The sequence below is a fragment of the Streptomyces sp. CB01201 genome (genome assembly GCF_002803085.1).
GTDB lineage: Bacteria > Actinomycetota > Actinomycetes > Streptomycetales > Streptomycetaceae > Streptomyces > Streptomyces hundungensis.
The window spans coordinates 201,004-213,742 of sequence record NZ_NNBJ01000003.1 but is presented as its reverse complement, the minus strand read 5'-3'; the positions used below and the strand labels follow the sequence as shown (position 1 = coordinate 213,742).

The window sequence follows — 12,739 nt, the reverse complement described above, 5'->3', positions numbered from 1 at the left end:
GAAGAGCGCGGGCAAGGACGTCGTGGTGTGGGACACCCTCTCCTATGTCCAGGGCCCCGACGGCAAGATGGTCTCCCAGATCCCCGAGCGCTACATCTTCGACGCCCACAGCCAGGCGCCCGTGCACGCCACCGGTGAGATGGTCGACGGCGACCCCGTGCAGCGCAAGGGCATCGAGTTCAAGTGGCCCTTCCTGACGGAGAAGCGGGACTACGAGTACTTCGACTTCCAGGCCCGCACCTCCGCACCCATCCACTACAAGGGCACCCAGAAGTTCCACGGCCTCGACGTCTACTACTTCGAGCAGACCATCCCGTGGACCAAGGTCCCGTACCCGAAGAAGATGCCCCTGCCGGGCATCGACTCCAGCACCCTGGAGAAGACGACCGGCACCTCCCTCTGGTACACCACCACCCGCAAGTTCTGGATCGACCCCGTCACCGGTGCCCCGGTCAACGGCGAGGAGGTCAACCAGGAGGAGATGCGCGGCGGCACCCTCCTCGGGGGCCGGGACAAGGTCACCGTGTTCGCGGGCGACGTCAAGATGCGTGACGACTACGTCAACTACACGGTCGACCTGGTCAAGAAGAACCGCGTCCTGGTCCTGCTGCTCACCTCCTACCTTCCCTGGGGATTCCTCGGTCTCGCCGTCGTGCTGCTCGCCCTCTCGCTCTGGCTGGAGGCGCGCAGCCGCCGCCCCAGCGACCCGCCGCCCGCGGTCACCGAGCGGCTCGACCCCGTCGTCGCCTGAGCCGGGTCCCGGACGGGTCCGCCCACGGATCCCTGGCCGGTTCGTCCCGGGCCGCCGCCCCTCACTGTTTGAGCCGCGCCTTCGTGAAGCGCGTCGGCTCCGCCGCCGTCGGATCCTCCGGCCACGGATGCTTGGGATAGCGGCCGCGCAGCTCGGCGCGGACCGCCCGGTAGCCGTCACGCCAGAAGTTCGCGAGGTCGGCGGTGACGGCGGCGGGCCGCCCGGCGGGGGAGAGCAGATGGACGAGCACCGGCACACCGGCCACCGTCGGCGTGCCGTCCAGGCCGAACATCTCCTGCAACTTGACGGCGAGTACCGGCTGTTCACCCCCGTACTCCACCCGTATCCGTGACCCGCTCGGCACCTGGATGCGCTCGGGGGCCAGCTCGTCGAGCCGGGCCGCCTCCCCGGTCGCCCACGGCAGCAGCCGGTTGAGCGCCGCTCCCGCCTCGATCCGGCCGAGGTCGGCCCGGCGCCGGGCCCGCGACAGCTCGGGCTCCAGCCACGCGTCGGGCCGGGCGAGCAGCGCCGCGTCGGAGACATCGGGCCAGGGCTCCCCGAGCACCCGGTGCAGGAACGCGAGCCGCTCCCTCAGCCCCTGGGCGTCACGAGTCCAGCGCAGCAGGCCCAGACCGTCCCGCGCCAGGCCGTCGAGCAGCGAGATCCGTACGAGTGTCGCGTCCGGGTGCTTCAGCGGGCGTACGGACAGCTCGATCGCGCCGAGCCGCGCCACCCGACGGGCGACGACGTCTCCGTCCTCCCAGTGCACCTCCTCGCCCTCCGTCGACAGGTGCCCCGCCGCGAGCCGGGCGGTCTGTTCGTCGACGACGGCGGCGAGCCGGACCCGGGCCGAGGCCGCCTGGACCGGCCGGTCGGCGACGGCCACCGCCAGCCAGTCCGCCGTGGCGAGGCCCGATCCCTGTGCGACCTCGGCACCGGTACCGGACGCCATCAGGAAGGAGCCGCCGCCGCGGGCCCGTGCCACCCGTTCCGGGAACGCGAGCGCCGCGACGAGTCCGGCGGCGGACTCGTCGGAGCCCCGCTCGGGATGGTTTCCGGCGGAGGAGGCAAGGCGCCGCACCTCCTGGAGCCAGCGGGCCGCATACCCGTCGCCGCCCCGGCGCGCGGCGCGCCAGGCCGCCGCCAAGTCGTCCCCGTACTCCCGTGGTGGCTCCTCGCTGAGCAGGGCCACCACTTCCGCGGCCCGGCGGCCGCCGACCTCCGCCGCGCCGTCGAGCAGCGCCCGGGCGAGCCGGGGGTGCAGGCCGAGGCGGGCCATGCGGGCGCCCCGGTCGGTGGCGCGGCCCCGGTCGTCCACCGCACCGATCGCCGTCAGGACGGAACGCGCCGCGGCCATCGCGCCGCCCGGCGGCGCGTCGAGCAGGGCGAGTCCGTCCGCCGACGGGTCGCCCCAGCAGGCGGCCTGAAGGGCGAAGGCGGCCAGGTCGGCGACCTTGATCTCGGGTGCCGGGAAGCGGGTCAGGCGCAGGTGCTCCGCCTCGGTCCAGCAGCGGTAGACCGCGCCCGGTGCCTCGCGCCCGGCCCGGCCCGCGCGCTGGCGGGCCGCGGCCTGCGAGGCCCGAACCGTCGTCAGCGCGCCGAGCCCCCGGGCGTGGTCGACCCGTGGTTCGCGGGCGAGCCCGCAGTCCACGACGACCCGCACGCCGGGCACGGTCAGGGAGGACTCGGCGACCGCGGTGGCGAGCACCACCCGCCGCCCGTCGGCGGAGCCGGCGAGCACCGCGTCCTGCACGGCGGCGGGGGCCCGGCCGTGCACCTGGAGTACCTCGACGCCGGGCAGCGGGCCCAACTGCCGTGCCACGCGGGCGATTTCACCGACGCCGGGCAGGAAGCACAGCACATCGCCGTCCCGCTCGGCCAGTGCGCGGCGCACCGTGGCGGCCACATGGGTGAGCAGTGCCGGATCGACGCGCATCCCGTGCGGCGGCCGGACCGGCTGGGTGGGCGGCGCCCACACGACCTCCACGGGGTGGGCGACCCCGGCGGCCTCGACGACCGGCGCGTCTCCGAGCAGCCGGGCCCAGCCCTCGGCGTCCGTCGTCGCCGACGCGGCCAGCAGGCGCAGCTCCGGGCGCAGGGCGGACCGTACGTCGAGGAGGAAGGCGGCGACGGTGTCCGCGTCGAGATGGCGCTCATGGCATTCGTCGAGCACGACGACGTCGACTCCGCTCAACTCCTGGTCGCGCTGGAGGCGTTGGAGGAGTACGCCGGTCGTGACGACCTCGACGACGGTGTCGGCGCCGACGGAACGCTCCCCGCGCACGGTGAAGCCGACCCGCTGCCCCGTCCGCTCCCCGAGCAGCCACGCCATCCGGCGCGCGGCGGCCCGGGCCGCGATCCTGCGCGGCTCGGCGACTATCACCCGGCGCACCGGGCCGGCTCCGACGAGCCCCGCGAGCACGAGCGGCACCAGGGTGGTCTTGCCGGTGCCGGGCGGGGCGCACAGCACGGCGGTGCCGTGCCCGTCGAGTGCGGCGAGCAGCTCGGGCACGGCCTCGCGTACGGGGAGAGCGTCGAGTGCGGCGGTTCGGATCATGCGCTCAGTGTCGTACGTCCCGCCGGGCCGTGCGGCGCTCCGTCCACAGGCACGGTGTGCTGGTACGACTAACCACGGGTAATACGCGACGGGCCCGGCCGCCGCCGCGGAGCGGGCCGCGCGTCAGCCCCCGTCGCGCTGGCGCGTCAGTCCTATACGCCCAATGTCTCGGGCGGGCGCGTCAGTCCCGTACGCACACGAAGATCGCGGTTCCGGGGATCAGGTTGCCGCGCAGCGGGGACCAGCCGCCCCACTCCTGGGCGTTCCAGGCCGGCCACTCCGGCTCGACCAGGTCGTGCAGGCGGAAGCCGCCCGCCACCACGTCCCGCACCCGGTCGCCCAGCGTGCGGTGGTGCTCCACATAGACCGCGTTGCCGCTGTCGTCCTGCTCGACATAGGGCGTGCGGTCGAAGTAGGAGGCCGCGACCGACAGGCCCTCGGGGCCCGGCTCGTCGGGGAAGGCCCAGCGGATGGGGTGGGTGACCGAGAAGATCCAGCGGCCGCCGGGCCGCAGCACCCGGCGCACCTCGCGGAACACCTTCACCGGGTCCGCGACGAAGGGGACGGCCCCATAGGCCGAACACGCCAGGTCGAAGGAGGCGTCAGCGAAGGGCAGGGCGCCCGCGTCCGCCTCGATCAGCGGGAACGTGCCGCCGTCGATGCGCAGCGCGTGCTGGAGCTGGCGGTGCGAGAGGTCGAGGGCGACCGGGCGGGCGCCCTGGGCGGCCAGCCAGCGCGAGCACTGGGCCGCGCCCGCGCCGATCTCCAGGACGTCGAGGCCCTTGAGGGACTCGGCGGGGCCGAGGAGGCGGGCGTCCGCCTCGTCCAGGCCCTCGGGGCCCCATACGAACCGGTCGTCGCCGAGGAACGCTCCGTGGTCGGTCTGGTACTCGTCGGCGTTGCGGTCCCACCAGCCGCGGCTGGCGCGGCTGCTCTCCGTGTCGTCGGCGGTACGCCGGGTCGCCTGCGGCTCGAAATCGGGCCCGTCCTCGGACTCGTACGCTTGGATCTCTTGGCTCATCGTGTCCGTCGTTGTAGTTTGCGCGGAACGCGACCTCGTCTTCGCGAACGTTCTCGAAAGAGGTCTGCGGGGCCCATCGTGGCCTCGGGGAACCTTAGTTGTGCCGGTAATGCGGGGATCCGCCCCGGGTGTGCGCCTTCGCGCATTGACCGTGTCCGGCTGCCCCCGTATGCTACAAGTTGCGCTGCGAGCCTGCGCACCTCAGACGTAGCAGGCGCGCTTCCATCTGTTGTATGTCCCCTCGGTTGTCGAGGCGCCATCCGGACCGACCCGGATCGGCGCTTCCCAGGCTGTCCGGCTTCTGCAGAGGCGATACGGGCTCTCGGCGTGGCAGTACCTACGACTTTCTGTCCGTAACCGGAGCCCTTTCCCACATGACGAGCAGCACCGAGACCACCGCCACCACTCCGCAGGTTGCGGTCAACGACATCGGTAACGAGGAAGCCTTCCTCGCCGCGATCGACGAGACGATCAAGTACTTCAACGACGGCGACATCGTCGACGGCGTCATCGTGAAGGTCGACCGGGACGAGGTCCTGCTCGACATCGGTTACAAGACCGAAGGTGTGATCCCGAGCCGCGAGCTCTCGATCAAGCACGACGTCGACCCGAACGAGGTCGTCAAGGTCGGCGACGAGATCGAGGCCCTGGTTCTCCAGAAGGAGGACAAGGAAGGCCGCCTGATCCTCTCGAAGAAGCGCGCTCAGTACGAGCGTGCCTGGGGCACCATCGAGAAGATCAAGGAAGAAGACGGCATCGTCACCGGTACCGTCATCGAGGTCGTCAAGGGTGGTCTCATCCTCGACATCGGCCTCCGCGGCTTCCTGCCGGCCTCCCTCGTCGAGATGCGTCGCGTCCGCGACCTCCAGCCCTACGTGGGCAAGGAGCTTGAGGCGAAGATCATCGAGCTGGACAAGAACCGCAACAACGTGGTCCTGTCCCGCCGTGCCTGGCTTGAGCAGACCCAGTCCGAGGTTCGCCAGACGTTCCTCACCACCCTGCAGAAGGGTCAGGTCCGCTCCGGCGTCGTTTCCTCGATCGTCAACTTCGGTGCCTTCGTGGACCTGGGTGGCGTCGACGGTCTCGTCCACGTCTCCGAGCTGTCCTGGAAGCACATCGACCACCCGTCCGAGGTTGTCGAGGTCGGCCAGGAAGTCACCGTCGAGGTCCTCGACGTCGACATGGACCGCGAGCGCGTCTCCCTGTCGCTGAAGGCGACCCAGGAAGACCCGTGGCAGCAGTTCGCCCGTACGCACCAGATCGGGCAGGTTGTCCCCGGTAAGGTCACCAAGCTCGTTCCGTTCGGTGCGTTCGTGCGCGTCGACGAGGGCATCGAGGGCCTGGTCCACATCTCCGAGCTGGCCGAGCGCCACGTGGAGATCCCGGAGCAGGTCGTCCAGGTCAACGACGAGATCTTCGTCAAGGTCATCGACATCGACCTTGAGCGTCGCCGGATCTCGCTGTCCCTGAAGCAGGCCAACGAGTCCTTCGGTGCCGACCCGGCGTCGGTCGAGTTCGACCCGACCCTGTACGGCATGGCCGCGTCCTACGACGACCAGGGCAACTACATCTACCCCGAGGGCTTCGACCCCGAGACCAACGACTGGCTTGAGGGTTACGAGACCCAGCGCGAGGCGTGGGAGGGTCAGTACGCCGAGGCGCAGTCGCGCTTCGAGCAGCACCAGGCCCAGGTCATCAAGTCCCGCGAGGCCGACGAGGCCGCCGCTGCCGAGGGCGCTGCCGCTCCGGCCGGTGCCCCGGCGGGCGTCTCCGGCGGTTCGTACTCCTCGGAGTCGGACGACAACTCCGGCGCCCTGGCGTCGGACGAGGCGCTGGCTGCCCTGCGCGAGAAGCTGGCGGGCGGTCAGAGCTGACGCTCCGACCCCAGCTGGTAGATAGCTGAAAGTAAGGCCCGCTCCCCATAGGGGGCGGGCCTTACTTCATGCCTTCATGAGGGGCCGCGCCCCGTCGGGGCGGCCGGGCTGTGCCGGGGGCCGCTTGCTCAACTCCGCTGGTGGGCCATGCCGGTTGAACGTGCTGCGGGCACGGCTTTCGGCGAATGCGGCGTGGCCGGGAATGCCCGGGTCCCGGCGGTCGTTCTTCCTGGTGAACACGAGGAGGAGCGGTAATCGTGCTTGATCCGCAGAGTTTGTACGAATGGGAGCCGAAGGGCCTCGCCGTCGTCGACATGGCGCTCGCGCAGGAGTCGGCCGGCCTGGTCATGCTGTACCACTTCGACGGCTACATCGACGCGGGTGAGACCGGCGAGCAGATCGTGGAGAAGCTGCTTGACACGCTGCCGCACCAGGTGGTGGCCCGCTTCGACCACGATCGGCTCGTCGACTACCGCGCCCGCCGCCCCCTGCTGACGTTCCGGCGCGACCGCTGGACGGACTTCGAGGTGCCCGCCCTGGAGGTGCGCCTGGTGCAGGACGCCACGGGTGCCCCCTTCCTGCTGATGTCGGGCCCCGAACCGGACGTCGAATGGGAGCGTTTCGCGCTCGCTGTCCGCCAGATCGTCGAGCGGCTCGGCGTCCGCCTCTCGGTCAACTTCCACGGCATCCCCATGGGCGTGCCGCACACCCGCCCCGTGGGCATCACCCCGCACGGCAACCGCACGGACCTGATGCCCGGCCACCGTTCGCCGTTCGACGAGGCGCAGGTGCCCGGCAGCGCCGAGTCCCTGATCGAGTACCGGCTCATGGAGTCGGGGCACGACGTCCTGGGCGTTGCGGCGCACGTGCCGCACTATGTGGCCCGCTCGGCCTATCCGGACGCGGCGCTGACCGCCCTGGAGGCCGTCACCGCGGCAACCGGCCTGGTGCTGCCCAGTGTTGCCCACGGCCTCCGTACCGAGGCGCAGCGCACCCAGACCGAGATCGAGCGTCAGATCGGCGAGGGCGACGAGGAACTCGTCAGCCTGGTGCAGGGCCTTGAGCACCAGTACGACGCGATCGCGGGAGCCGAATCCCGCGGCAACCTGGTCGCCGAGCCGGCGGATCTGCCGTCGGCGGAAGAGCTGGGCCGCGAGTTCGAGCGCTTCCTCGCGGAGCGCGAGGGCGACGCGTAAGACAACCCCGGTCACCGGGGCGCGGGGCCGGCCGCCCTCGGAGCGGTCGGCCGCCTTCCGAGGGGTCGGCCGCCTTCCGAGGGGGCGGGCGCCGCGTGGGGCCGGGCGCCTAAGCTTCCGCTCATGCTGAAGGTGGGCCTGACCGGCGGTATCGGCGCCGGCAAGAGCGAAGTGTCACGGCTGCTCGTCTCCTACGGAGCCGTACTGATCGACGCGGACAGGATCGCGCGCGAGGTCGTCGAGCCCGGAACTCCGGGCCTGGCGGCGGTGGTCGAGGCGTTCGGCCCCGCCATCCTGACCGCGGACGGAACCCTCGACCGCCCCGGTCTCGGTGCCATCGTGTTCTCCGACCCGGACAAGCTGGCGACGCTGAACACCATCGTGCACCCGCTGGTCGGCGCGCGTTCCGCGGAGCTCGAAGCGGCCGCGGGACCCGACTCCGTGGTCATCCACGACGTCCCCCTCCTCGCGGAGAACGGCCTGGCGCCGCTGTACGACCTGGTGGTGGTCGTCGACGCGACCCCCCAGACCCAGCGCGACCGGCTCGTGCGCCTGCGCGGCATGACGCCCCAGGAGGCGGACGCCCGTATGGCTGCCCAGGCCGACCGCGAGCAGCGCCTGGCCGTGGCCGACCTGGTCATCGACAACGACGGCCCGCTGGCAGCGCTGGAACCACAGGTCCGCAAGGTGTGGACGGAGCTGCTGGCGCGGGCGGGCCGCTAGGGGAGCGGCACAGGCGCCGCCCGTCCGGCGGCCCTCACGGGCCCGGCCGCAGAGCTGCCCGGTCCGAAGCGCCCTCGCGGGCCGGGGCAGAAAGGCGGCCGGTCCGGCGGCCTCGCGGGCCCGGCGCGTAAACGAACCGTAGGAATTCCCTCATCAAGCTGGGTTTCGCCGACTTGGCCCGCCGTGCGCGGCCGGCGCGGATTACGATCCGACCGTGCTCTTCGTACTGGCGGGTTTTACGGTGATCGGCGGTCTGGTGGCGCTGCTCGCCGGGGCTTACGGGCTGCGGGAGACCCGGCGTGCCGAGCGGGCCGGAGCGCACGCGTGGGCGCTGGTGAAAGCGGCGCCGCAGGGTTCGGCGCGTCCGCTGCTCCAGTTCGAGACGGCCGATGGACACGTGCTCGAACTGCCGTCCCCGGTCCCGCCGAGCCGCCACGAGCCGCTCCCGCCGGGCAGCAGTGTGCGGCTGTCCTACGACCCCGAGGATCCGCGTACCGTCGTCCTCCTCGGCCGTGAACGCACCGCCGTGGACCGGGTGTTCATGGCCGCGGGCGGAGCGATCGTGCTGCTCGGCCTGACCCTTGCGGCCGCCGCGCTCTGAACCGTACGGCGGGCGCGATCTCGTGCCCGCGCGATCGCGTTCGGATGCGTACGGAATACCGGAGCTGGGCATGGCGTTGTCATCGCGCAGCGAGGGAAAGGACAGGCACGTGGCCGAAAGCACCCCCGAGACACACGTCATCGACTACCGCGCGGCCGAGCAACTCCTGGCCGCCCGGGACCCGCGTGGTGCCGTGAAGCTCCTCGACTCGGTCATCGCGGCCCACCCCGAGAACACGGCGGCACGTCTGCTGAGGGCCCGCGCCTTCTTCGCCGCGGCCCAACTCCGTTCCGCGGAGCTGGAGTTCCAGCTCGTCCTGGAACGCGAGCCCGACAACGCCTTCGCCCACTTCGCGCTGGCCCGCACCTTTGAGCGCGAGGCCCGCCCCGACCAGGCCAAGCGGCACTTCCGCCTGGCGGCGGCGCTGGACCCGAAGCCCGAGTACCTCGCGGCGGCCCGGTTCGACGACGAGACAAGCACCGGCGGCGCGTAGCGCGCGTCCCGACGCGTCACGCGAGGAGGCCTTGGCTGCCCCTCACGGCATCCGCGTGCGAGGTGGCTCGTACGGAGGGACATCGCGGCCCGGCTGATAGTGCGGGCCCTGCCGGATATGGCGGATGATCATGACCAGGTCGACGGCGATCACCGCCGCAAGCGCCGCGCACGCCGCCATCCACCCCGGTCGCCCTTCCAGCGCGAAGCCCACGGTGCCGCCCAGGGTCCAGACCAGGCCCCAGATGCTCAGCCAGAACCGCATCCGCAGGGGGCTGCGGGCGGTGATCGGTTCGTTACCGGTACGCAGCATGATGATCGCCTCTATAGGGGGTGTACCCACTGAAACGGGCGTGAAAGCCGCACGGGGCATCGGATCCGTGACGCCCTGGCGTGGCTGGTGCCCTGATGTGTCTGGTGCCCTGAGGCGGGTGGCGGCCCGGCGTGCGTGGCGGCCCGGTGCGCGTCGGGGGCGCGTCCGGAAAGGGGCGGCACGTGAAGGGTGGGGTGGCTAGTGTGGCGCGCATGCCGCTCCTCGACGACCTCCCCGAGACGCTGCTCGACCTCGCCGTACCGCACCAGGACATCAACGAACTGACCGCGCTGGCCGCTCGGTTCACCGCCGATCCGGCCCTCGGTGAACTCCTGGAGCGATCCGCGCGCCTCCTCGTCCAGGACCTCGGCACCGTTGGTATCCGCCCGGAACTACCGCCCCTTCCCGAGGAGTTGGACGCCGACCTGGCGCGCTGGTTCCCGGTGTACACGGCCGTCGCCGCCCTCCCGTACACCCGGGCCTACCACCGCGAGCACGGCATCCCCGAGGACATCGCGCGTCGTACGCTCGCCGACCTCGGGCGGCACATCGCGCTGCACCACCGGCGCCGGGGGAGGGGCGGTCTGGCCGTGCCGGGCTGGCTGCGGCTGCACTTCCGCGGGGAGATCTACCAGCTCGGCCGGCTCCAGTTCCAGCGCGCACGGCTGGGCGAGCGTACGAGTGCGGCCATGCGGGAAGCGGGCCTCGACGTGCGGCCCGGCGACCCCTGTCTGCACCTGCACATCCCTGACTACCGGGGCCCGTTGACACCCGAGGCGTGCGCCGATTCCCTCGCGCGGGCCCGTACGTTCTTCGCCCGCCACTTCCCCGAAGAGCGCTACCGGGTGGCCGCCTGCCACTCCTGGCTGCTCGACGAGCAGCTGCGCGACCATCTTCCGGAAAGCTCCAACATTCTCCGCTTCCAGCGTTTGTTCCGTACCGCCTACAGAGATGACGAGCCGGCCGACGGCGAGCCCGTCGGTTTCGTCTTCGGCGATCCGGAGCTGCCCGTGGACCGGCTTCCGCAGCGCACCGGCTTGCAGCGCGCGGTCGCCCGCCACCTGCTGGACGGCGGCCACTGGTACGTGGGCCACGGATGGTTCGAGCTGTAGGAACGGCGGGCCGGAACAGGCCCGCCGCCGCCTTCGTACCGGAGCGGAACGGCTCAGTGCACGAAGCTGTAGCTGCGCCACGGCAGGGCCCTGGGGGCCACATTGTTGGCGAGCCTGCTGCCGAGGTAGACGGTGTCCTTGCCGGTGCAGTTGGGCGTCCGGTACATGACCATGTCGACCAGCGTGTTGTTGTAGACCTGGGTCGTGCCGGACGGCGGAAGCCGGTGGCAGCCGCGCACCTTAGGGCTGGTCAGCGTCACCGACGTCTCGGGGCCGATCGCGTAGGAGATGGTGCCGACGGCCGTCCGCCCGAGGCTGGAGCAGGCCGTGGTGGCGAGGACGAGCAGCACGGCCCCGGCCGCGAGGCGCCGCTGGCGACGGCGGCGCGAGGTCGGGGCGGGGGACTGGGACGCGGGCACGGACATGAGCGGTCCTCGTCTGTACGGCATGACTGCGGCGGTCAGTGTCGTCAGCCTGCCCCGTGCCCCGGCTTCCGGCATCCGCTGCGGCGCCGGGCTAGCCCGCCCGGGCGACCGGCCGCCGGGACCCCGCCCTTCGCCGGCGGTCCTGGTGCGGTGGCCCCGGTGGCTGGCCGATGGCCGCTCGGGCGGCAGGACCAGGGACCCACATCTCTCCTCCGCCTTGTGTGGTCCGCACACATCACTGCGGCGGCCGCGCAGTGCCTAGCGTCTAGGCGGACGGGGGCGGGTTGTCCGCACACTGTCCGTCGCAGTTGAGTACCGCGGTGACCGCGGTGTCGTCGAAGCAGAGGGGGACCAGGACGTGCGCCATGGACAGCGTGCCGGGTGGGGAGTGGTCGCCGCCGTCGTGGCGGTGGTGGCCGGGCTGCTCGGCGGGGGTGGCACCGCGAGCGCGGCCGGCCCCGCCGCCTATCCCGCCCATCTCTCCCTGGAGGCGAGCTACGGGGCGGGCAGCGTCACGAACGGCTGGGAGAAGGTCGAGCGCTTCCGCGACACCACCCCCGGCTTCGCGGCGGGTGCCGCCGAGGGGTATCCGCCCGACGGGCGCGGCGACCAGGACGGCGTCCGCGTGACGTACTTCGGCGGGGTCGCGCGCCCGGCGTCGGACCGCTTCCTGCTGTACTCGGCGCCCGGCTGGAACACCGGCGCCAAGACGGTCCCCGTGCTGCTCGTGCACGGCGCCAACGACACCGCGGACCGGGCGTGGGCCAACCCGGGGGAGTCCGGCGGCTACGGCTGCGGCGCCCTGTCCTGCCCGTCCACCGGCCTGATGCAGTACCTGTCGGCGCGCGGACAGCGCGTCTTCGCCATCGGCTTCGCCCACAAGCAGGGCGACAACCTCATGCAGGCGCAGGCCGTCGGCGACGCGGTCGCCGCCATCAAGGCCAAGCTCGGCGTCACCAAGGTCGACCTGGTCGGCTGGAGCAAGGGCGAGATGTCGGCGCGCGCCTATGTGTCGTCCCTCAAGCCCTCCTGGGGGCGGGCGTACGCCGGTGACGTACGGAGGCTGATCACGCTCGGCGGCCCCAACGGCGGCTACGACTACCCGTACGCGCACGGCTGGGCGCACGACTTCTCCATCTGGCCCGAGTGCGGCGGCAAGATCAACGCGCCCTCCCCGCACTCCAGGATGACCTGCTACGGCACGTACACCGCGCACCCCGAGTACTCCATGACGCCTTCCGCGGGCTACGACGACTATCCGGGGCAGCGCCAGATGCTGGCCCGCTGGGACTCGGTCTACGGTGTCGACCAGTCCGCCCAGGACTGGTACACCACCTACTACGGCGGCCAGGGCTTCTACACGGCGGGAGACGGCATCCAGAAGGCGGTTGACAGCGGATCGCTGGTGGCGCCTTTGCAGCGGGCCGGGGTGCCCGCGTCCGTCACCACCTATCTGCTGGCCGGCGCCACCCCGAACGTCGTCGGCATCGTCAATGAGAACCGGGGCCCCAGCGACGGAGTCGTCTTCCTCTCCAGCGCGCTCGACACCACCGGCATCGCCACCGTGGGCGCCACCGCCACCGTGGCGACCGCCAACCACCTCGAACTCGGCTGGAACAGCACATCCTCCGCCCAGGTCGCCGCCTGGCTCGCACTCCCCTGAGGACCCGAGGA

12 protein-coding genes are annotated in these 12,739 nt (G+C 71.8%); 8 read left to right on the top strand and 4 right to left on the bottom strand.

Annotation, left to right across the window (positions count from 1 at the left end):
* On the top strand, positions 1 to 751 hold a 751-nt coding region (locus CG740_RS08955; RefSeq protein ID WP_234376153.1), incomplete at its 5' end, for a DUF3068 domain-containing protein.
* Between the two features lie 61 nt (positions 752 to 812).
* Here CG740_RS08955 and hrpB read toward each other — a convergent pair.
* Together hrpB and CG740_RS08945 are read right to left on the bottom strand one after the other, a co-directional pair.
* A complete protein-coding gene (gene hrpB / locus CG740_RS08950; protein WP_100574470.1) occupies positions 813 to 3,308 on the bottom strand; it encodes an ATP-dependent helicase HrpB in 2,496 nt (831 codons plus the stop codon).
* 181 nt (positions 3,309 to 3,489) lie between these two features.
* Entirely contained in the window at positions 3,490 to 4,329 is an 840-nt protein-coding gene (locus CG740_RS08945; RefSeq protein ID WP_100574469.1) for a class I SAM-dependent methyltransferase, read from the bottom strand.
* A 374-nt stretch (positions 4,330 to 4,703) separates the two neighbouring features.
* Here CG740_RS08945 and rpsA point away from each other — a divergent pair, with 374 nt between their 5' ends.
* The 5 genes from rpsA (at position 4,704) to CG740_RS08920 (ending at position 9,216) form a co-directional block, all read left to right on the top strand.
* Positions 4,704 to 6,203 (top strand): 30S ribosomal protein S1, encoded by a 1,500-nt coding sequence (rpsA, locus tag CG740_RS08940; protein ID WP_100574468.1) that lies wholly within the window; start codon positions 4,704 to 4,706, stop codon positions 6,201 to 6,203.
* 257 nt (positions 6,204 to 6,460) lie between these two features.
* On the top strand, positions 6,461 to 7,399 hold the full coding sequence (locus CG740_RS08935) for a PAC2 family protein (RefSeq protein WP_100574467.1): 939 nt from the start codon (positions 6,461 to 6,463) through the stop codon (positions 7,397 to 7,399).
* A 123-nt stretch (positions 7,400 to 7,522) separates the two neighbouring features.
* The gene (gene coaE, locus CG740_RS08930; protein ID WP_100574466.1) at positions 7,523 to 8,122 is read left to right on the top strand and encodes a dephospho-CoA kinase; all 600 of its coding nucleotides are present in this window, start codon (positions 7,523 to 7,525) and stop codon (positions 8,120 to 8,122) included.
* A gap of 214 nt (positions 8,123 to 8,336) precedes the next feature.
* A complete protein-coding gene (locus tag CG740_RS08925; RefSeq protein WP_100574465.1) occupies positions 8,337 to 8,723 on the top strand; it encodes a DUF3592 domain-containing protein in 387 nt (128 codons plus the stop codon).
* Positions 8,724 to 8,832: 109 nt separating this feature from the next.
* Positions 8,833 to 9,216, top strand: a complete 384-nt coding sequence (locus CG740_RS08920; RefSeq protein ID WP_100574464.1) for a tetratricopeptide repeat protein — start codon at positions 8,833 to 8,835, stop codon at positions 9,214 to 9,216.
* 42 nt (positions 9,217 to 9,258) lie between these two features.
* On the opposite strand, the gene CG740_RS08915 is transcribed toward CG740_RS08920, so the two are convergent.
* A complete protein-coding gene (locus CG740_RS08915; RefSeq protein WP_100574463.1) occupies positions 9,259 to 9,528 on the bottom strand; it encodes a DUF6343 family protein in 270 nt (89 codons plus the stop codon).
* 212 nt (positions 9,529 to 9,740) lie between these two features.
* Between CG740_RS08915 and CG740_RS08910 the strand changes: the two genes are divergently transcribed.
* Entirely contained in the window at positions 9,741 to 10,640 is a 900-nt protein-coding gene (locus CG740_RS08910) for an acyltransferase domain-containing protein (RefSeq protein WP_100574697.1), read from the top strand.
* Between the two features lie 53 nt (positions 10,641 to 10,693).
* On the opposite strand, the gene CG740_RS08905 is transcribed toward CG740_RS08910, so the two are convergent.
* Complete coding sequence (locus CG740_RS08905) at positions 10,694 to 11,065, bottom strand: hypothetical protein (protein ID WP_100574462.1); 372 nt, start codon at positions 11,063 to 11,065, stop codon at positions 10,694 to 10,696.
* 358 nt (positions 11,066 to 11,423) lie between these two features.
* On the opposite strand from CG740_RS08905, the gene CG740_RS08900 reads away from it, so the two are divergent.
* On the top strand, positions 11,424 to 12,728 hold the full coding sequence (locus CG740_RS08900; RefSeq protein ID WP_234376152.1) for an esterase/lipase family protein: 1,305 nt from the start codon (positions 11,424 to 11,426) through the stop codon (positions 12,726 to 12,728).
* Positions 12,729 to 12,739 lie beyond the last annotated feature (11 nt).

What these genes read in the sequence shown, in the direction of transcription:
- hrpB (WP_100574470.1), bottom strand. Translation starts at nt 3,308, where the DNA reads ATGATCCGAACCGCCGCACTCGACGCTCTCCCCGTACGCGAGGCCGTG.
- CG740_RS08945 (WP_100574469.1), bottom strand. Translation starts at nt 4,329, where the DNA reads ATGAGCCAAGAGATCCAAGCGTACGAGTCCGAGGACGGGCCCGATTTC.
- rpsA (WP_100574468.1), top strand. Translation starts at nt 4,704, where the DNA reads ATGACGAGCAGCACCGAGACCACCGCCACCACTCCGCAGGTTGCGGTC.
- coaE (WP_100574466.1), top strand. Translation starts at nt 7,523, where the DNA reads ATGCTGAAGGTGGGCCTGACCGGCGGTATCGGCGCCGGCAAGAGCGAA.
- CG740_RS08915 (WP_100574463.1), bottom strand. Translation starts at nt 9,528, where the DNA reads ATGCTGCGTACCGGTAACGAACCGATCACCGCCCGCAGCCCCCTGCGG.
- CG740_RS08910 (WP_100574697.1), top strand. Translation starts at nt 9,741, where the DNA reads ATGCCGCTCCTCGACGACCTCCCCGAGACGCTGCTCGACCTCGCCGTA.
- CG740_RS08905 (WP_100574462.1), bottom strand. Translation starts at nt 11,065, where the DNA reads ATGTCCGTGCCCGCGTCCCAGTCCCCCGCCCCGACCTCGCGCCGCCGT.